Origin of the sequence: Leuconostoc rapi, assembly GCF_016908715.1 — a bacterium.
GTDB classification, from domain to species: domain Bacteria; phylum Bacillota; class Bacilli; order Lactobacillales; family Lactobacillaceae; genus Leuconostoc; species Leuconostoc rapi.
The window spans coordinates 80,923-99,422 of sequence record NZ_JAFBEK010000005.1; the positions used below are offsets into that span (position 1 = coordinate 80,923).

At 37.5% G+C, this 18,500-nt stretch carries 18 protein-coding genes; 5 read left to right on the plus strand and 13 right to left on the minus strand.

All coding sequences use genetic code 11. The features are described 5' to 3' along the window. Positions 1–112: 112 nt before the first annotated feature. The 5 genes from adhP to JOD28_RS06270 form a co-directional block, all read right to left on the minus strand. Complete coding sequence (gene adhP, locus JOD28_RS06250) at positions 113–1,168, minus strand: alcohol dehydrogenase AdhP (RefSeq protein ID WP_204770016.1); 1,056 nt, start codon at positions 1,166–1,168, stop codon at positions 113–115. Positions 1,169–1,344: 176 nt separating this feature from the next. Next, positions 1,345–2,247 carry an NADP-dependent oxidoreductase gene (locus tag JOD28_RS06255; protein WP_204769973.1) on the minus strand — a complete coding sequence of 301 codons (903 nt, stop codon included), beginning with the start codon at positions 2,245–2,247 and terminating at the stop codon, positions 1,345–1,347. A 146-nt stretch (positions 2,248–2,393) separates the two neighbouring features. Continuing rightward, positions 2,394–3,890 carry a glutamate--tRNA ligase gene (gltX, locus tag JOD28_RS06260; protein ID WP_204769974.1) on the minus strand — a complete coding sequence of 499 codons (1,497 nt, stop codon included), beginning with the start codon at positions 3,888–3,890 and terminating at the stop codon, positions 2,394–2,396. Between the two features lie 465 nt (positions 3,891–4,355). Further along, a complete protein-coding gene (locus JOD28_RS06265) occupies positions 4,356–5,036 on the minus strand; it encodes a hypothetical protein (protein ID WP_204769975.1) in 681 nt (226 codons plus the stop codon). 324 nt (positions 5,037–5,360) lie between these two features. Continuing rightward, complete coding sequence (locus tag JOD28_RS06270; protein ID WP_204769976.1) at positions 5,361–5,948, minus strand: TetR/AcrR family transcriptional regulator; 588 nt, start codon at positions 5,946–5,948, stop codon at positions 5,361–5,363. A 143-nt stretch (positions 5,949–6,091) separates the two neighbouring features. Between JOD28_RS06270 and JOD28_RS06275 the strand changes: the two genes are divergently transcribed. Next, positions 6,092–7,330 carry a YhgE/Pip domain-containing protein gene (locus tag JOD28_RS06275; protein WP_204769977.1) on the plus strand — a complete coding sequence of 413 codons (1,239 nt, stop codon included), beginning with the start codon at positions 6,092–6,094 and terminating at the stop codon, positions 7,328–7,330. Between the two features lie 161 nt (positions 7,331–7,491). Here the strand turns inward: JOD28_RS06275 and JOD28_RS06280 are convergent, their stop codons facing one another. The 3 genes from JOD28_RS06280 to JOD28_RS06290 form a co-directional block, all read right to left on the minus strand. Beyond that, a complete protein-coding gene (locus tag JOD28_RS06280) occupies positions 7,492–8,127 on the minus strand; it encodes a response regulator (RefSeq protein ID WP_204769978.1) in 636 nt (211 codons plus the stop codon). Further along, the gene (locus tag JOD28_RS06285; RefSeq protein WP_239531127.1) at positions 8,120–9,247 is read right to left on the minus strand and encodes a sensor histidine kinase; all 1,128 of its coding nucleotides are present in this window, start codon (positions 9,245–9,247) and stop codon (positions 8,120–8,122) included. The genes JOD28_RS06280 and JOD28_RS06285 overlap by 8 nt, the downstream gene beginning before the upstream one ends. A gap of 140 nt (positions 9,248–9,387) precedes the next feature. Beyond that, positions 9,388–11,499 (minus strand): MMPL family transporter, encoded by a 2,112-nt coding sequence (locus JOD28_RS06290; RefSeq protein WP_204769980.1) that lies wholly within the window; start codon positions 11,497–11,499, stop codon positions 9,388–9,390. A 230-nt stretch (positions 11,500–11,729) separates the two neighbouring features. On the opposite strand from JOD28_RS06290, the gene JOD28_RS06295 reads away from it, so the two are divergent. Beyond that, entirely contained in the window at positions 11,730–11,957 is a 228-nt protein-coding gene (locus tag JOD28_RS06295) for a hypothetical protein (RefSeq protein WP_239531128.1), read from the plus strand. 97 nt (positions 11,958–12,054) lie between these two features. On the opposite strand, the gene JOD28_RS06300 is transcribed toward JOD28_RS06295, so the two are convergent. From JOD28_RS06300 to JOD28_RS06320, 5 genes are read right to left on the minus strand one after another with little or no spacing between them, the layout of a single operon-like run. Further along, on the minus strand, positions 12,055–12,393 hold the full coding sequence (locus tag JOD28_RS06300; protein ID WP_204769981.1) for a hypothetical protein: 339 nt from the start codon (positions 12,391–12,393) through the stop codon (positions 12,055–12,057). A gap of 24 nt (positions 12,394–12,417) precedes the next feature. Then, positions 12,418–13,785: a DNA repair protein RadA gene (gene radA / locus JOD28_RS06305; protein ID WP_204770017.1), complete on the minus strand. Its 1,368-nt coding sequence runs from the start codon at positions 13,783–13,785 to the stop codon at positions 12,418–12,420. Positions 13,786–13,787: 2 nt separating this feature from the next. After that, positions 13,788–14,648, minus strand: a complete 861-nt coding sequence (locus tag JOD28_RS06310; protein ID WP_204769982.1) for a metallophosphoesterase family protein — start codon at positions 14,646–14,648, stop codon at positions 13,788–13,790. A gap of 4 nt (positions 14,649–14,652) precedes the next feature. Further along, positions 14,653–15,126: an NUDIX hydrolase gene (locus JOD28_RS06315; RefSeq protein WP_204769983.1), complete on the minus strand. Its 474-nt coding sequence runs from the start codon at positions 15,124–15,126 to the stop codon at positions 14,653–14,655. Beyond that, positions 15,126–15,665 (minus strand): dCTP deaminase/dUTPase family protein, encoded by a 540-nt coding sequence (locus JOD28_RS06320; RefSeq protein WP_204769984.1) that lies wholly within the window; start codon positions 15,663–15,665, stop codon positions 15,126–15,128. Before JOD28_RS06320 ends, JOD28_RS06315 begins: the two co-directional genes overlap by 1 nt. A gap of 252 nt (positions 15,666–15,917) precedes the next feature. Between JOD28_RS06320 and JOD28_RS06325 the strand changes: the two genes are divergently transcribed. From JOD28_RS06325 to JOD28_RS06335, 3 genes are all read left to right on the plus strand, one after another. Then, complete coding sequence (locus tag JOD28_RS06325; protein WP_204769985.1) at positions 15,918–16,199, plus strand: GNAT family N-acetyltransferase; 282 nt, start codon at positions 15,918–15,920, stop codon at positions 16,197–16,199. Next, positions 16,196–16,879, plus strand: coding sequence for a ribose-5-phosphate isomerase RpiA (gene rpiA, locus JOD28_RS06330; RefSeq protein ID WP_204769986.1), 684 nt, complete (start codon positions 16,196–16,198; stop codon positions 16,877–16,879). Before JOD28_RS06325 ends, rpiA begins: the two co-directional genes overlap by 4 nt. 179 nt (positions 16,880–17,058) lie before the next feature. Continuing rightward, a complete protein-coding gene (locus tag JOD28_RS06335) occupies positions 17,059–18,483 on the plus strand; it encodes an aspartate ammonia-lyase (protein ID WP_204769987.1) in 1,425 nt (474 codons plus the stop codon). Positions 18,484–18,500 lie beyond the last annotated feature (17 nt).

The window sequence follows — 18,500 nt, forward strand, 5'->3', positions numbered from 1 at the left end:
ACAAGCCACCGGCAATCACCATAATCACAAACTGAGGATTGGTGGATGAATCACTTCAATTATGACGTCATACAAAAACGCTTAGAACAATGATTCTAAGCGTTAAATCAATTTAAAGTGTTGTAAAGTCAAATACTTTACGACCAGTAATACTACCAGCTTTCATTTCATCAATAACGTCGTTCATATCCTTGAAATCAACTTTTTCAACAATTGGCTTAACCTTTCCTTCGGCGCCAAATTGGAAAGCTTCCTTCAAATCAGCACGTGTACCTACCAATGAACCACGCACTTCAATACCATCTAAGACCGTTTTAGCGATGTTTAATGCCATATCACCTTCTGGCAAAGCAACGGCGACTAACTTTCCCATTGGTCGTAGTGAATTAACAGCTTGGTTGAAAGCCGCTGCATTAACAGCTGTTACCTGAGCATTGTGCACCCCACCAGTAGCTTTTTGTACTTCAGCAGCAACATCATCGACCTTCTTACGATTAATCAAGACTTCTGCACCATTGGCATGTGCCGCTGCAAGTTTATCATCATTACCATCAATAACAGCAACATGGGCACCAAATACATTATGCGCATATTGCACAGCCAAGTTACCTAGTCCTCCGGCACCATGGACTGAAACCCATTGCCCAGGCTTAGTTTCACCAACTTTAAGTGACTTATACATTGTGACACCAGCACATGTAATTGATGTGGCTTCAAGTGGATCTAAACCTTCTGGTACTTTCACTGCGTACTTAGCATTCACAACTGCTTGTTGTGACATGGCACCATCAACCGTATAACCAGAATTACGCACATTGCGACAGAATGTTTCATTTCCTGATACACAGTAATCACAAACGCCACAAGCATCATAAAACCAAGCGATCGACACACGATCACCAATCTTTAAATAATCACCAGCGCCTTCAGCTAATTTAGACACACGGCCAACGCCTTCATGCCCAATTACGCGGCGAAAATCGCCATTACGTTGCCCTAATTTATTAGGGTTGCCAAAATCTGCCCCAGCAACATGCAAATCCGTGTGGCATAAACCAACATATTCAACATCTACGAGCGCTTCACCAAAAGTTAGCGTTCTTGGTTGCCAATTGTCAATTAAATCAACATAACCATCGGGTGTTTCACGTACAACTGCTGCTTTCATCATCATACCTCTTTTTATCTTTTTTTATGTGAATTATTTTACAAATATATTGTACTCGTTTTTATAATAATTGTAAAGATTTTAAACAGATTTAAATGTATTCTCGCACGAAAACGTGATAACTATCACTTTAGTGTCTAAAATAAAACTACGTGTCATGACACGTAGTTTGACAATCATTCAAAAGTTAACACAAGCTTGCCTAAGACATGTTTTAATGCCTGAAATTTTTTCAAGTTTTCAACATTGAATGGCGCAACTTCAGCAATGACTACTTTAATTTTAGCATCTGATATCAATTTAAGTAGTGCCTCTAGTTGTGCGCCATTTGAACTCAAATACGTATTAGTGACGCGCGCATCATCAGCGTTACCAGCAATTGATACTAATCGACCGGATGGTTTCAAAACGCCTAGAGATTCAGTAAGACTCGCCCCACCAATAGGATCTAAAATCGCATCGACACCATCTGGTATAGTAGTCGTCAACGGTTGCGCATGTGAATCAATAACATGAATCGTGTCATCAAAGGACTTAAGGAACGCAACACCAGCACCGATAGCAGTAGTATAGATATCACTTGCACCGCGTAACTTTGCAACTTGTAGCGCTGTTAAACCAACCGATCCAGATCCACCTAGTATCAGAACAGACTCCTCTGGCTTAATATCTAGATCTTTCGTTACAACTTGATAGCCGGTTTGCGCGCCCAATACCACAGCGGCAGCCTGTGGATAACTCACATTTTCTGGTATCTTAGCCACAGATGAACGACCCAACGCAACATATTCCGCATAACTTTTCAAATGAGGCGAAGCAGCGACACGATCACCTATCGAAAAACCAGTAACCTCTGCTCCCAGCGCGACCACTTCCCCAGCAACAGAAGAGCCTGGAATTAAAGGCACTTCACGATCACTACCCATTAACCCCTGTCTGAATTTGACATCGTAGGGATCAATTGCCGTCGCATGCTGCTTAACTAGTAATTGATTTGGCTTGATTTCTGGTTTAGGCGCTGTTTTTGTTTCAACTAAAACACCCACATCCCCATAATTATTCATTTCAATCGCATACATTTTTTCACACTTTCTTGTCTGTTTTGAACATGATTATCTAATTCTATTGTATGGCAAATCACCTCAAAAGTGTTTATTTACTACTCAAAAAAAATCATCTGTCAATCGCCTGTACACGCGAAAAAACAAATGATACTTTTACGACATTAAACTAAGTATTTAGCCTTAACGTCAGACATTGTTTGTAAGACTTGTGCTTTATCCAATACAACTAGCATCTCTGGTAAGTTTGGTCCTTGAATTTCATGTGTTGTCGCGATACGAATAGGATTCCATAGATTGCGACCCTTGATCTCAAGATTATTTTGAATTGAGCGAATGGTCGTCATATAATCTTCTGCAATTGCTGATTCTGGTAGTGCTGTATAAGCTGATTCCCATGCGGAAAAGACTTTACGTCCATCCTCTGATGTCAAATAATCAACCATTTCATCAGTGATATTTCCTAATTCAAAGAATGGTCGACGCACCAATTCAACAACTTCGCGCGTATAAGAAATACCTTCCACACCCGCAACCTTGATCACCTCAGCAAGCCATTCCTTTTTAGTTTCTGCATCACTTGCGGAAACAAAGTCAGCGTTGACTAATTCTTGAATTAATTGTGGCATCACGTGATCTAAATCACGGCGCATCCACTGGTTGTTGATCCATTCCAACTTCTTTTGATCAAATTTAGCATTTGCCTTCGATAAACGTGTCTCGTCAAACATTTCTTTAAACGCTTCAAGCGAGAAAATTTCGTCCTCACCCTTTGGTGACCAACCAAGCAAACCAATAAAGTTTACCATGGCTTGTGGTTGGTAGCCCAATTCATGATATTGTTCGACGAATTGTAACAGATTTTCATCACGTTTTGATAACTTTTTACCTGTTTCACCGTTAATAATTAACGCCATGTGCCCAAACTTTGGCACATGCCAACCCAGTGCCTCAAAAATCATGATTTGCTTTGGTGTGTTTGATACATGATCATCACCACGTAGTACATGAGAGATTTTCATCAAATGGTCATCTACCACGACGGCAAAGTTATAGGTTGGCATCCCATCAGCTTTTTGAATAACCCAATCGCCACCTACTTCTTTAGCACCAATTTCAATATGCCCTTTAACAATATCATCCCAAGCATAAACTTTTTCTTCAGGTACACGGAAACGCACAACTGGTTTTAAGCCTTGCGCCTCAAATTCAGCATACTTAGCCTCACGTTCGTCATTCGTTAGACCTTCATACTCATAAACATAGTGTGGTGCTTGCTTTGCTGCTTGTTGTGCTTCACGCTCAGCGGCAATTTGATCCGTTGTCTTATATGACTTATAGGCAAGCCCTTTGGCTAACAGCTCGTCAATAAAGGGTTGATAAACACCTTGTTCGTTGCGTTCTGACTGACGATATGGCCCATATTCACCAGGGTTTGCTGGTGATTCATCCCAGTCCAAACCAAGCCAAGCTAGGTTGTCCAGTTGTGATTTTTCACCGTCAGCAATGTTACGTGCTGTATCGGTATCTTCAATACGGATAATGAATTTGCCGTTATAATGACGCGCAAAAAGCCAGTTAAAAATTGCTGTACGTGCATTTCCAATATGTAAGTGGCCCGTTGGTGATGGTGCATAACGAACACGAATTTCTTCAGTCATGTTTTATGACGTGCTTACTCAAACAAAATTAAGCACGTTTCCTCCTAATTACGCGGTTTTACCGCAATTATTTACATGTTCTATTGTACATATTATAACTGTTCATTTCAAATCATTGCGATAACGTGCATAAAAGATTAGACTGATTCATTCATTATTCTTCAGTTAGCTCATTTTTTGATAACTGAATTAGGCTCATAATAAAAAAGCACTCAACTGACTTCAAGCGCTTTTTGCCATGCTTATAACCAATATTTTCATAGGTTAATGAGCTAAAAAATGAATTATTTCTTTTGTATTTTTTTAATTACAATAATACTAGTTATTCCAATTACAAAATACAAAATAGTCCACAACCACATTAACCTCGGTAGCTTGTCAAATAATAGACGGAGTGGATACATTAACACGAAAATAGGTATAAGGACTTGCAATAATTCTTTTTTCATAAAAGGATCACCTCAATCAATTAGTTTTATAATAGTTTGGCACATTTCTATTATTGACTGTACGTTGATAAATGCCAATCCAACCATTATGATTTGTGTCAAGTTTTGAAGCAAGATAAGTTCCAGGACTTTTAACCGTGGCAAGATACCCAAATCCAAAACCAGTTGTCGTACTAACGATGCTTCTCATAGCCGCAGTTGAGACACCGAGAGCAGTTGCTGCGGCAGCTGGCAGTGCAGCGGCTACTGCGGCTGTCCCAAGTCCCACGACAGCTGTATCAACACTGTACCCAAATGCTCTAGTCCCTACAGCCAAATTCGTGTATCTCCAACCAGTACTAACATTTTCAACGCCAATATTACTAGTATTTACATTAAATGTACTTGACTCTGTCTTATAGAGACCTGAATTAGATTCTAGCATTATTTTAGTAACTATTAGCTTGCCATCATTATTAACAATAGAAACTGTCTGATCATTTTCTGAATCAACAACCTTAACTCCAGCAATTGATTGGTCATCATTGTTAACTGCTGTTGTAACTTTAACACCGTCTAACGATTCAGACGTGGCTGTTGTATCAACAGAATCTGCAACCTCATTAAACTCTTTATCTATTGGTGATTGAACAGTGGTCGCTGTTTTAATCACCTTGATCTCATCATTGTTATGCTTTGAATTACCATTTTCAAGCATAACATTGTTATCAGCCTGCTTTAAAGGTTTAGCATTTAAAGCACTGTATCTAGCGTCCGATAGTTTATTAGTATGCGGTCTTATAGAAGTTAGTAACTGTTGTTGCAATAATCCCAGTTACAACTGCTACGCTAGCTAATACTGTCATTCCTTTATTCATGTACTTCCCTTTGAAATTATATTTAATATGCTTCTTAAATATAATTAAATCATGAATGACTGACGCTTGTCAATTAATTTGTGAAAATATATACTTTTCAACTATGGAAATATCATATGATATTTCCATAGGCAAGCTGCTCTTGACACATAGACATCTTAATATCACTGCAAACTCCTAGCAAAAAAACGAATTTGCTTATTGTAAAATTCGTTTGGTGTCACCAACAAGTTAGGATTGCTAAACCGAATACCGGATATAAAATAGCCAAAATTTAACCAGACAAAATTCATCGTAGCAGCTTCCGTATCAATTGTAGCTGCTATTTTTTGTTGACGCTTCATCTCATCAAAGTAGGCCAATAAAATTGTTTTAAATTGAATCGGTATATCTTCAACAGCTTTCGCAATGTCCGGTCTTTTGAATGATTCCTGAAAACCCACCACGACGATTTCTTGGTGTCTCAATTGAAATTCTTGATATATTTTAGACATCGTTACCAAGTCATTTTCGATATTTCCTGTAACTGAAAAATCATCGAATATTGTTGATAAATCTTGCAAGTGCCTATCAATCACAACATCTAAAAGACCTTCTTTATCTTTGAATTTTCTAAAGACTGTGCTCGGATTAACATGAGCAGCCTCAGCTATTTTATTAATTGTTGTCGCCTGATAACCCACCTGAATGAGTAAAGACACAAAGGCATTTAAAATCAATTCATAGTTCTTATCTTCATTTTCTTTAGACATAGCAACACCTCTTTGTAGTTATATTAACATAATATTGTACCAATGACAGTTGCTCTCATACATTTTTATAAATGCAAGCATTCACTTGCATGCACTTGTGAAAAGTGTTAAGCTTTTGTCAGCAAAATAAAAGGAGAAATAACATGTCTTTTAAAAAATTTTTACAAAGCAAAGGTGTCATCGGATCTTTGATTATTATATTGTTTTATGGTCTACTCATGGTGGGTGTTTACTTTTCTGGTTATCAAGCAATTCCCAATAAAGTGGACCAACTTCCCGTTGCTATTGTTAATCAAGATTCTGATAGTCGACCATTGACGACTCAAATGAAAGATAAGTTACCATTCAAACATATCAAAACCAATCTAACGCTAAGTGAAGCAAAAGCGCAATTAAGAGATCGCAAAGTTTATCTCATTATTAATGTGCCTGAACATTTCAACAATAACATTAAAGATGTCACGCACAATAGTACCGCTAGTCTCAAATTTTATATTAACTACTCTAATCCAACAACTGTGACAACAACTATGGAAACTGCCTCAAAAGCATTGGGTAGTCAAATTCAAAAAAGTGTTTTGTTAAAGCAGGGTCAAGGTATTTTAGCTGCCGCTGAACTCAATCAACTACACAAAGAAGTCACAGAGGCTGTTACAGCTAATCCTGACCAACAAGAAAAAATATTAAAACAAGCAAACACAACAAAAGCTGAGACTGTTGATCAGATTAACAGTACTTATGGCAAGATAGCTAACTCATATAAAGACAGTATTATTAAAATCAATCCTGTTCCCTTAGGCATGCATCACAGCATGGCACCATTTTTTCTAACCTTATCATTCTATATTGGTTCCATGATTGCTGCGATGTTGATTGTCACAAGTTATAAGTCATTTGCACCATTAATCGGTCGCTGGCGTGCCTATCTATACACTGAAATAACAATTGGCCTCTTATCACTTCTCGCACCATTAATCATCGTGGGCTTGGGTAAATACATGTTGAACTTTAATACCAGTACCTATTGGCAGCTATGGCTAACACATAGTATTGAATTATTTAGCGCATTAAACGTTAACCTCATTTTTTCCTTAATTTTAGGACAACTTGGTATCATGGTTAACATGCCATTTATGCTTATACAGGTTATTTCAGGCGCTGGTATGATACCACAACGTATATTGCCAGATTTCTTTAAGCTAATGAGCTACATCTCGCCTAGTTTCTACGCGATTCAATCTGATTTTAATATTTTATATGGTGGTAACGGCACACAAACCTTATGGCTACAACTCCTGATGATTGGAATCGTTGCAATCGCACTTCATTTGGTGATTGTCGCTTTTCAAAAAAATAATTCTGGTATCATCAAGCCGAGTTAACTTATAACAGGCCAACAGAAGAAACTGAATGCGTCATGAATCGCGCAAAAAAGCCAATTACCTGATGTGGTAATTGGCTTTTTCGTTTGATTATTACTTTTGTTACAATGCACATATATATGATAACAATTCTTAAATCCATAAATGACACATCATACCAGTTAAATGATATGATTTCTCACTGCTAATGCAATCGCTTCGACACCACTGGATACATTCATTTTATCATAAACTACAGTCAAGTAATTTTTGATAGTTCTTTCAGACAAATGTAACTTGAGGGCGATGTCTTTAATTTTGGAACCCTGGCTAATTGCACTAAGTATTTCAACTTCCGTAGGATTCAAATTGAATATATTTTCATTGTTTTGCGTTTCATATAGCTCATCATTTGAAATTATTTCTGTAATTTTATTTTGTAAGATTGTATTTCCTTGGATAGCATTGATGACTGTATTAGAAATCACCGCAGTGCTAGCATCCTTTAATAAATATCCTTTAGCACCCAGTGATAACATTTTTTTGATATTTTCACCAGTGTCTACTGTCGTTAAAACGACAACCGGAATTTCTGGACAATATTGATTCACATAAGTCATAACGCCAAACCCATCAATATTTTCCATTATAATATCCAACAATATTAAATCCGGTTTTTTATTTTTTAGCATATTAATCGCTTCTTGACCGTCATTTGCCTCATAAATGACATCAAAATCATCAATACTTTCGAAAATTAACTTTAACCCTTCCCGAATAATAAAATGATTATCAACTACCATAATCTTTTTAGTCATTTTGCCACCTTAATTTTTGTGGGATTTTTACTTGAATTCTAGTCCCTTCACTGACATGACTATCAATATAGACCTTTCCTTTCAACTTTTCCACTCTTTCATAAATCGAATTCAAACCAAAATGATTCTTTTTGCTCTCACCTGCACGTACATTAAACCCAACACCATAATCGATGATGTCAATATTAAGAAAATCATCCAGACTAATTTTAACAATAGCAACATCTGTTTTTGAATGTTTAACAACATTAGTTAATGCTTCTGAAATAATTCTTAATATTTCGTCTAATGTTGCCTGTGGTAATGTCATGTTAGCACTAACTTTTATATTCACACTTAACCCATAATTTTCATAAAACACTTTTGTTAATTTATCTAGCCTATTATACAAATCCACATCTTTTGTTTTGGTTTGACGCATTTCATAAACTGTTGTTCTGGCATCGACTAAAGAAGTTCGCGATAAATCAATTGTTTTATCAATTTCTGTCATTACCCGATCAATTTTGCCATTGGCCAATAATGCTTTAATGCCTTCTAATTGCATAGTAACACCAGCCAAACCTTGCATCAACGTATCATGCAAATCACGACCGATACGATTTCGTTCATTTTGTTGTGAAATTTCTTTAACTTCAGTATAAGTAATCTGTAGTTCTTGAAGAATATGTTCTGTTTTAACCATTTGACTGACTTGCTGATGATAAAAGTGCCAAGCATAGAAAAATACAACATTCAAAAATAAAGATGCTTCTGCAGCCATTAAAGCTAAAAAGAATCCACTATTGATCATTTGAATGACAATAACAATTATTTGTGCTGGTGCTAATAGCAATAGTAAGGTTTTTAACCTTATATCAAATAAAGACATGATTTGTATACTAAGTACCGGTAACATACTCAGATACAAAATAATTTCTCCTGGAGAAATCAGCATACCTGCACCAATAATAATGATGATTTGGAGTAAAATATAAACTGATTTATTGAAGTTTATAAATTTAATATTGTTAAAATTTACAAGTGCCTGTATAAAGAACACGGTAAAAAACATTGCCGAGTTGACATTACTCAATGTACTCTGTTCAGTTCTTAAATAAAAAGATAAAAAATACATCATGAGACTCCAAAAAATCATTGGCCATCTATAAAGTATTAAAGAATGATTTCGTATTTCTGCTTTAATGTCAGTCTTCATATTTATTTCCTCTATGGCAAAAAAATCTAAGCTTATTTTATTATAGCTTAGATTTTTTTCAATTAATCAATTTTAATATTTGGCAATATTTTATCTAACCACTTTGGCAGATACCAACTCGCTTCGCCAAATAGAGATATTGTTGCAGGTACTAAAATGAGTCTTACAAGTATCGCATCAAACAAAATTCCTGACGTTAATACAAGCCCCATAGATTTAACAATAGCATCACTAGCAAATATAAATCCTGAGAACACAACCATCATGATGAGTGCCGCCGCTATAACTGCTGGGCCACTATCTTTCATACCTGCTATCACTGCTTGTTTAGTATTATGTGATTTCATGTATTCTTCTCGAATGCGACTGACCAAAAATACTTCATAATCCATTGCGAGACCAAACATAATACCAATTACTAGTACGGGTAAAAAGTTAAGTATTGCACCTTTTGCCGGTATACCAAAGAAATCTATAAAATGGCCATCTTGTGCAATAAATACAATAGTCCCTAAGGTTGCGCCTAATGATAATATAAATCCAGCAACTGCCACAACAGGTATTAATAATGATCTGAAGACAACAGTTAGAAGGATGAAGGCAAAGAGCACAATTAGAATAGCAAACTTAGGTAAAGCTTTCATCAAAGCATCCGACATATCAATATTGATTGCTGTTGCGCCAGTGACAAATATCTCAGGTAGATCATTTTTCTGATGCAAATGACGAATATTTTGGACTAGTTTTTTGGTCTTTACTGCATTAGAATCTGTACCAGGCTGTATAGTAATCATCTGATAATCTTTATCTTTGCTTGGTGTTGCTCGTGAAACTGATACAACATTACTTAAATCATTAATATTTTCGGTAACTTTTTTTATCTCTTGTTGGCTATCAGTTTTAGCTAACACAACAAGTGTTGCCTGACTACCTTGCCCATAACCTTCAGTTAATAAATCATAGGCACGTCTTTCAGTCAATTTTTCTGATTTAACTGAATCGTTAGGTAATCCAAGATTAATATGAGCAAAAGGTGTTGCTGCAACAGCCAAAATAGCGACTGTTACAACAGTCAAGACAAATTTATGCTTAGTGACTACTTTACCCCAACCACCTTTTACGCGCAACGAACTCAATAGATAGAGAGCGCGGTTAGGTCGTTTTCCTGTCACACGATCGCCCAACACCACAAGCATAGCTGGAACAAATGTTAATGATGTTAAAATGGCTGTCAATATCGACATGGCGGCCGTAATTCCCATAACAGATAACATATCGATTCCAAGAACTGTCATGCCTAGTAGTGCCACGATGACCGTAACCCCTGCAAAAATAACTGACGTTCCAGCGGTTGACATTGCTGTCATCAAGGCCTCTTTTTTATTTTTGTTTTGTAACTCCTGACGATATCGGGAAATCAAGAATAAGGCATAATCAATACCAACAGCCAAACCCATCATACCAACCAATGACATTGAAAATGTTGCAACAGAAAGAAAGTTTGTTGAAATCAACACCAACATCATACCTGCAATCAGTCCAAGAATAGCCGATACAATTGGAATACCTGCCACAATTAATGATGCGAATGTGATTGCGAGAATGACAAACGCAATTGCTAAACCAACTATTTCTGCTTTTTCGCCATTATCCATACCTGAAATTGTCACATCGTGAGATGTTAATTCAGTTTGGATACTCTCAGCACGCGTTATTTTAATTGATTTTTCTAATTCTTTGATAGTTTTAGGAGAGACAGCCTCTCCTTTTTGTTTATACATTACTCTAGCAGTAGCTGTCATGTTATTTTTACTAAAACTTTGTAACATTTGTGGTACAACAACCATTTTGACATGTTTATTTTTTTTCACATCTTGAAACATATCATTCATGGCTTTTTGATTCTCAGCCGTAGTCAATGCTTCACCATTATTAGAATGCAATACAATTTGTATTTGTCCACCATCTTGCTTCGTATTAGGAAATTCTTTTTCCATCAACTTGTTCGCTTTTTCTGATTGCGATCCTTGAATCGACATACCAGCACTATCAAAGTTAATTCCCATACTTAACGCCGCAACAACAGAAATAATGACTGTTATAATGAACCCAAATATTGTTATTTTTGCATGACCGTCAATCCATGCACCTAATTTTGCAAGTAACTTGCCCATTAATGTTTCTCCTTAAAATTGGTATATGTCTAATATATCAACTTATGTCACAAGAATCATTGTACTATGGGGCAGTGTTGTTGCCCTATCGGGCAGTCTTTTTCAAAAAAACATAAGATTTGGTGATGACTTAACTTATTTTTCATACTATGTATGACATCGATACAAGTCGATAAGTGAATTAAAGGAAACCCCCTCATACATTTTCAAGAACCCGTACGGTTAACAATGTGTCATATAAACAAGGTTACTTCACAATCAATGATGACCTCATTACCTACAAAAATCAAGGAACACGTGTGTCAGGTGCAGCGCAAGATGCTGGTGCAGAATTATTAGGCACAAAAAGTTTAAAAACACTTTATATGCAATATAAGAATGATCCGAAATTTGAACAAATTAAATCAAGGATACTAAACAAAGCATTTAATAGGAAAGACGTTTACTCAAAGCACTAGTAACCTATAACCGCGATTAATTTTAATTGCTTGATTCCACAAAAAGACTACCAAATTCAATGGTAGTCTTTTTCTAGAATCTTATTTTTAGTACGTACTAAACAATGCCATCTTCTTGGTTGATTCGTTTAGCAACCAATCGACCTGATTCATCCTCTTGCTGAGTCAATTGGTATAATAACTGCCCCCAGCGAAAAAAGACGAACCCAATACCTGTCATAACAACTAATAATAGCACAGATAACGCAATTTTCCCCGTAACAAATAGTGTTGTCGCTGTTACTGTTAATACGAGTAACCATATAGTCCCCATAGTTAAAATTAAAAGTATACTCGAAAAAAGTAACCCAAACCACCATCTCAAACTATAGGCTGTCCCACGTGAAACGTAATTATAAAACCAAAACACAAAATCAAATAAAATCTCTATACCCATTAGTCTCCCCCATTTTTATAACTTCTAATCCAAAGCCAATTTCAAAGCTTCACTCAAGGTTGTCACCCCAACCACTTGAATACCTGCGGGTAATTCGACACCATTTAAATTGTTTTTAGGCACAATGGCACGTTTAAATCCGAGTTTACGCGCTTCCTTCAATCGTCCCTCAATATCAGCAACACTTCGTACTTCACCGGTTAATCCTATTTCGCCAACAAAAACATCACTCGGACGTGATTCTTTGTCATGATATGAACTAGCTAACGCGACAGCAATTGCCAAATCAATCGCTGGCTCATCTAGTTTAACCCCACCCGCTGCTTTTAAATAGGCATCTTGATTTTGTAACAACAAATTCGCGCGCTTTTCCAGCACCGCCATAATCAATGAGACACGATTACGATCTAATCCCGAAGCAGTTCGTTGTGCATTCCCAAACACGGTTGGTGTTACCAAAGCTTGCAACTCCACCAAAATCGGTCGTGAGCCTTCAAGTGCAACAACAATTGCCGAACCAGTTGCACCAGCCAACCGCTCCTCTAAGAAAATTTCAGAGGGATTCGCTACTTCAATTAAACCACCATCGCGCATTTCAAAAATACCCAATTCGTTGGTTGCGCCAAATCGATTCTTCACCGCACGTAAGATACGATATTTATAATTACTATCGCCCTCAAAATAAAGTACCGTATCAACCATGTGTTCCAATATTTTAGGCCCTGCAATCGCACCATCTTTGGTCACATGTCCGACAATAAAGACAGAAATATTATTTGTTTTGGCAATTTGTAAAAGATCTGCCGTCACTTCACGAATTTGTGATACTGATCCAATAGCAGATGTGACATCTGGCTCTTGCATCGTTTGCACGGAATCGATTACGACAAAATCAGGTTGTAATTCATCAATCTGTTTTTTAATAGCCGTCATATCAGTTTCTGGATACAAGTAAAATTCATCGTTTCCGACACCCAAACGGTCAGCTCTCAACTTAACTTGTGTGGCTGATTCTTCACCGGTAACATACAAAACACGGCCCTCATGTGCCAATTGTCCCGAAACTTGTAGCAAAAGTGTTGATTTTCCAATACCAGGATCGCCACCAATTAACACCATGGAGCCCGGAACAACACCGCCACCTAAAACACGATTAAGTTCTTTCAGATTTGTTGCCACGCGTGGTGTCTCTTCAGAAGTAATCTCGTTAATTTTCTCAACTTTCGCCGTGCGACCATCAAGGCTCACGCGACTTTTACGATCATTAACTTCGGGCGCAATTTTTTCTTCAATAAATGTACCCCACTCACCACAGTTTGAACAACGCCCAAGATAACGTGCCGACGTGAAACCACAGTTCGAACAAATAAATTGTGTTTTAACTTTAGCGATAATTATTCTCCTTTAAGTTGTTGATAAAATGCTTTAGCTTGGGCCTGATATTCAGGAAAACGCTTATCCGCTGCCAAACTATCAGCGTCACGTGTGAATTGGCCCGTTTCTAACATACGAACATATGCCTCGTAAAATGGCCAATCAACTTGTCGGGCAAGTGCAATTTCTTGGGCTGTATCATAATTAACGCGACGAAAATCAGCACTCGCCACGCCAATATCATCATCTAATGTTAGTAATAAATACTGCGCCACCATCCCCATTTTGGTAAGTTGGTAGGATTGACCTACTGTACCAGTATTCAAGATCCGATGCATGCGGTACGGTTCATATGTAATATTGTCCGAACGCATAATTTGTGCATGAATATGCGCGTAAATCGCCATATCAGCGTCAATATCATGGAATACATTGTTAAAATTAGTTTGTGGCGCGTCCGGTGATAAATCACTACCATAATTTTTATTAGGCTGATTGTGCATGAGTTCAATCGTGAGACCGGCCCGTTGCACTTGGCACTTCATCGGCAACTGTCTAATTGCCGCAATTTCTTCATTAGTAAAGTTACTATAATCGTGGGCCATCCAATCAAGAAAAGCAATATCCGACGCATCATTAAAGTTTACATCCGCACCTGTTTCAACTTCGAAATATGAAGATTCCCAGTTACCTTGCAAAAAAATGGTCGTATTTTCCTGCTTAAGCAGACGATAACTCGCCACCGTACCAGGACCATAGGTTGCAATATCACCCAACGACCAAAATTCTGTTACACCATTTGCTTTGGCATCAGCAATAACGGATTTTAATGCCGTCAAATTGCCGTGTACATCTGCTAAAACCCCAATTTTTTGTTGCATGTTATCAATTACTCTCCAAATCTCGATTCATGAGGTGGACTGGTGTCACTGGTAAACTGCGCATGAACGGCTGTAGAACCACTGGCTTAAAATCTGATAAATCAGTCACATCTCGCCATGACACTTCTTGTTCCCAACCATCTTTAGCAAATAATGTCACTTGATCAATTTGTTCAACAAGCCAAGTGAAATTAACTTCATTTGTATGCTTGCCGTCCCATTCAAATAAATTTTCTGTCACAGCAATCAAACGCTTGGCTTTGACACGAATCCCCATCTCCTCAACAAATTCGCGTTCAATCGCAGTTTGACTGGTCTCATCGAATTTGATTTTGCCACCTGGAAGTGCCGAAAATTTGTTGTCCTTACTCACATTCACCGCCATTTGATGTTTGTCATTGAACAAAACACCTGTCACGCGTAATTTAAAATCATGTTGATTTCCTCGCCAAACAATGTCTGTTTCCTCATCAGCCATTAATTTTGACCAGTTGATCCAAAGCCACCATTTCGTTGCGCCTTAGTATCACTTTCATCCCCATCAGCCAACAAGTAAGGTAAGAAAATACCTTGACCAATACGCTCACCTTTTTTAATGTGCACATCTTTCATACCAAAATTAATGAACTGAAAGAAAATCTCGCCTTCATTTGAGGGATTATTGTAATAATCAGCATCAACAATGCCGACAGCATTAGGCATCATTATCCGTTTTTTAATCGGACCACTTGAACGTGATACAAGTTGCAAATATTCCCCTTCCGCCATATACGCCTTGATACCTGTTGGAATCAATACGGGCTTGAGCATATTTTGCAAGTCAGTATTATCACGAACACCCTTTAATTTTCCTAATGATAAAATACTTAATCCTTTAAAAAATGGATTACTTGTGGCACTTGGAATAATCATATCTTCTGAAGCCTCAAAATCATATCCCGCTGCTGCTTGTGTACTACGTTTTGGTAAATTAAGACCTGCACTGGCCTTAGTTGAAACAATTTCAAATCCGCGCATATTATATCAAAGTACAACTCAAACAGTCCGTCAAAGCTATACGTTTCCTCCATTTATAGTTAATCTTTCTTTTCTATTATACGGTAAAAACCAGTTGTTTTTAAAAGAGATTTCATAACGCTTTGAAATTGTATTGATTTGATCAAAATATCATGCTATCAATCGCTAAGCATCACATTATGCGGTACAATGAAAGTATCAATAACTATCATTGAATAAGTTGTGCTATCGCAACGGAACGGAGAAAAAATTATGGACTTTCAACATGAACCAGGACGTTATTTTTTGCAAGACAATGACAAAACATTAGCCGAAATCATTTATACTACTATTAATGATGGACAAACATATTCTATTAACGCAACACGTGTTGATCCTTCTCTACGTGGGCAAGGTATTGCTGCCATGCTCCTTGATACTGTCATCAAAGACGCGCAAGACAATCATATGACAATTAAGGCAGTCTGCCCCTATGTTAAGAAAGCTTTTGCCCAAAATCCCGCTAAATATCAGGAGATTGAATACAAATCATGAGCCAAGAGTTACAAAAAATCATTGCTGGCCGACGCGCCGCTGAATTCGTCCAAAACGGTATGGTTGTGGGTATTGGTTCAGGATCAACAATTGCTCATGTCATTGATGCTCTTGGCGAGCGAGTAGCCAAGGAAAACTTAAAAATTGTTGGTGTGGCAACCTCTGAAAAAACACGTCGAAATGCTGCGCAGCTTGGCATTCCAATGTACAATGTTGATGATATTGATAAAATTGATTTAACAATTGATGGGGCTGATCAAATCGCTGATGATTTTTCAGCGATCAAAGGTGGTGGTGCCGCCTTACTTTGGGAAAAAATCGTTGCTTTCAACTCACGGCAAAACATTTGGGTCGTTGATTCAACAAAACGGGTCCCAAAACTGAATCAATATTTGCCAGTTGAGATTATTCCATATGGCTCAGATCAACTTTTTAAACGCTTTCAAGCTGATGGTTTTCATCCGACATGGCGTTTAGATCAGAATGGTAACCCCGTACGTACCGATTCTGCAAACTTTTTGATTGACCTACATTTACCGCTAATTGACAATCCTCGTGAACTTGGGGATGAGCTGATTAAAATGGTTGGTGTTGTTGAACATGGTTTATTTACAGATGTTGTTGATCGCGTGGTTATCGGTGAGGATGATCACACTGTTCAAGTACTAGATATTAATTAATGTAAGAGACGTATATCGTAAAGGTATACGTCTTTAATTTGGATCACTATTTTAACTATCCTTCTTATAAAATCTTATATATCAATGATCAAGCCATGTCAAGATAGGTAACATATTTAATTGGTCTAGTCGAAACAAGAGATAAAATAAGCATATAATATTTTCATAAGGAGCATACCATGCGCACTGAATCTGACTCACTCGGCCAGCTAAACATCTCAAAAACTGCCTACTATGGGATTCACACCCAGCGTGCGCTAAATAATTTTCCTATTTCTTCGCAACCGACACATCCAGAATTAATTCGCGCCTTTCTCGAAATCAAACAGGCCGCTGCTAAAACTAATGCAACGTCAGGTATTCTCGACCGTTCCCTTGCAAAACATATCGTTAGCGCCACTAAAACGCTTTTAAGCAATCCGATTGATGTTACTATGTTTCCTGTTAGTGATATTCAAGGTGGTGCAGGCACATCAACTAATATGAATGTTAATGAAGTGATTGCGAATATTGCTTTAGAACAGACCGGCCGGCCGTTGGGTGACTATGATTATATCAATCCAAATGATCACGTGAATTTGGCACAAAGTACTAACGATACCTACCCCAGTGCGGGTAAAATTGCTTTATTGCGATTACTTGATCCCTTATTGCTTGAATTGAATGACTTAGTTGATGCCTTAGGCAATAAAGCAGACACATTTTCTACGACTTATAAAATGGGCCGGACCCAGTTACAAGATGCTGTGCCCACAACACTAGGCAATAGCTTTCACGCCTGGCTCAAACCATTACGGCGCGACAGCATACGTATTAAAACGGCACGTGAAGCCTTATATTCACTCAATCTTGGTGGCTCAGCGATTGGTTCGGGCATCAATGTGAGTTACCACTATCAGGTTCATATCGTGCCAAATTTAGCTGGTATTACAAAATTGCCTTTGATACAGTCACATGATTTATTCGATGCAACACAAAATCTTGATGGTCTGGTTGCCTTATCAGGGACTTTAAAAACATTGGCCATGAGTTTATCAAAAATAGCCAACGATTTACGTTTATTAAGTTCTGGTCCACGCTCTGGTTTACTTGAAATTAACTTACCCGCAAAGCAAGCAGGATCATCCATTATGCCAGGTAAAGTCAACCCTGTGATTCCGGAAGTCGTGAATCAAGTTGCTTTTGAGATGTTTGGTTTTGATGCGACAATTACTGCTGCTGCTGAAGCTGGTCAGTTAGAGCTTAATGCCTTTGAACCAATTATTTTCCGCTCACTTTTTGCTGGTATTGAACATCTCACAGCTGCGATGAATACACTAAGGCTTAATGCTATTGATGATATTACTAGTAACAAATCACGACTCGCACAAGACATTGATTTATCCGTCAGTTTTGCTACTGCTATGACCCCAGTTATTGGTTACCAAGAAGCGTCCAAATTAGCAAAAGAATCTATTCGTACCGGTAAATCGTTACGACAAATTGCTGAGAAAAAGGCATGCTTTACACCTGATCAATTAACACATATTTTCAAGATAGAAGATATTGTTATTAACGCGCGGACACCAGAACATGGATTAGTACTGCATCCACCAAAAAAATAAATAGCCAAAAAAAGAGT

What these genes read in the sequence shown, in the direction of transcription:
- JOD28_RS06265 (WP_204769975.1), bottom strand. Translation starts at nt 5,036, where the DNA reads ATGCTTGAAAATGGTAATTCAAAGCATAACAATGATGAGATCAAGGTG.
- JOD28_RS06315 (WP_204769983.1), bottom strand. Translation starts at nt 15,126, where the DNA reads ATGGCTGATGAGGAAACAGACATTGTTTGGCGAGGAAATCAACATGAT.
- JOD28_RS06270 (WP_204769976.1), bottom strand. Translation starts at nt 5,948, where the DNA reads ATGTCTAAAGAAAATGAAGATAAGAACTATGAATTGATTTTAAATGCC.
- JOD28_RS06335 (WP_204769987.1), top strand. Translation starts at nt 17,059, where the DNA reads ATGCGCACTGAATCTGACTCACTCGGCCAGCTAAACATCTCAAAAACT.
- JOD28_RS06320 (WP_204769984.1), bottom strand. Translation starts at nt 15,665, where the DNA reads ATGCGCGGATTTGAAATTGTTTCAACTAAGGCCAGTGCAGGTCTTAAT.
- gltX (WP_204769974.1), bottom strand. Translation starts at nt 3,890, where the DNA reads ATGACTGAAGAAATTCGTGTTCGTTATGCACCATCACCAACGGGCCAC.
- JOD28_RS06275 (WP_204769977.1), top strand. Translation starts at nt 6,092, where the DNA reads ATGTCTTTTAAAAAATTTTTACAAAGCAAAGGTGTCATCGGATCTTTG.
- JOD28_RS06280 (WP_204769978.1), bottom strand. Translation starts at nt 8,127, where the DNA reads ATGACTAAAAAGATTATGGTAGTTGATAATCATTTTATTATTCGGGAA.
- adhP (WP_204770016.1), bottom strand. Translation starts at nt 1,168, where the DNA reads ATGAAAGCAGCAGTTGTACGTGAAACACCCGATGGTTATGTTGATTTA.
- JOD28_RS06310 (WP_204769982.1), bottom strand. Translation starts at nt 14,648, where the DNA reads ATGCAACAAAAAATTGGGGTTTTAGCAGATGTACACGGCAATTTGACG.
- rpiA (WP_204769986.1), top strand. Translation starts at nt 16,196, where the DNA reads ATGAGCCAAGAGTTACAAAAAATCATTGCTGGCCGACGCGCCGCTGAA.
- JOD28_RS06255 (WP_204769973.1), bottom strand. Translation starts at nt 2,247, where the DNA reads ATGTATGCGATTGAAATGAATAATTATGGGGATGTGGGTGTTTTAGTT.
- JOD28_RS06290 (WP_204769980.1), bottom strand. Translation starts at nt 11,499, where the DNA reads ATGGGCAAGTTACTTGCAAAATTAGGTGCATGGATTGACGGTCATGCA.
- JOD28_RS06285 (WP_239531127.1), bottom strand. Translation starts at nt 9,247, where the DNA reads ATGATGTATTTTTTATCTTTTTATTTAAGAACTGAACAGAGTACATTG.
- JOD28_RS06325 (WP_204769985.1), top strand. Translation starts at nt 15,918, where the DNA reads ATGGACTTTCAACATGAACCAGGACGTTATTTTTTGCAAGACAATGAC.
- JOD28_RS06300 (WP_204769981.1), bottom strand. Translation starts at nt 12,393, where the DNA reads ATGGGTATAGAGATTTTATTTGATTTTGTGTTTTGGTTTTATAATTAC.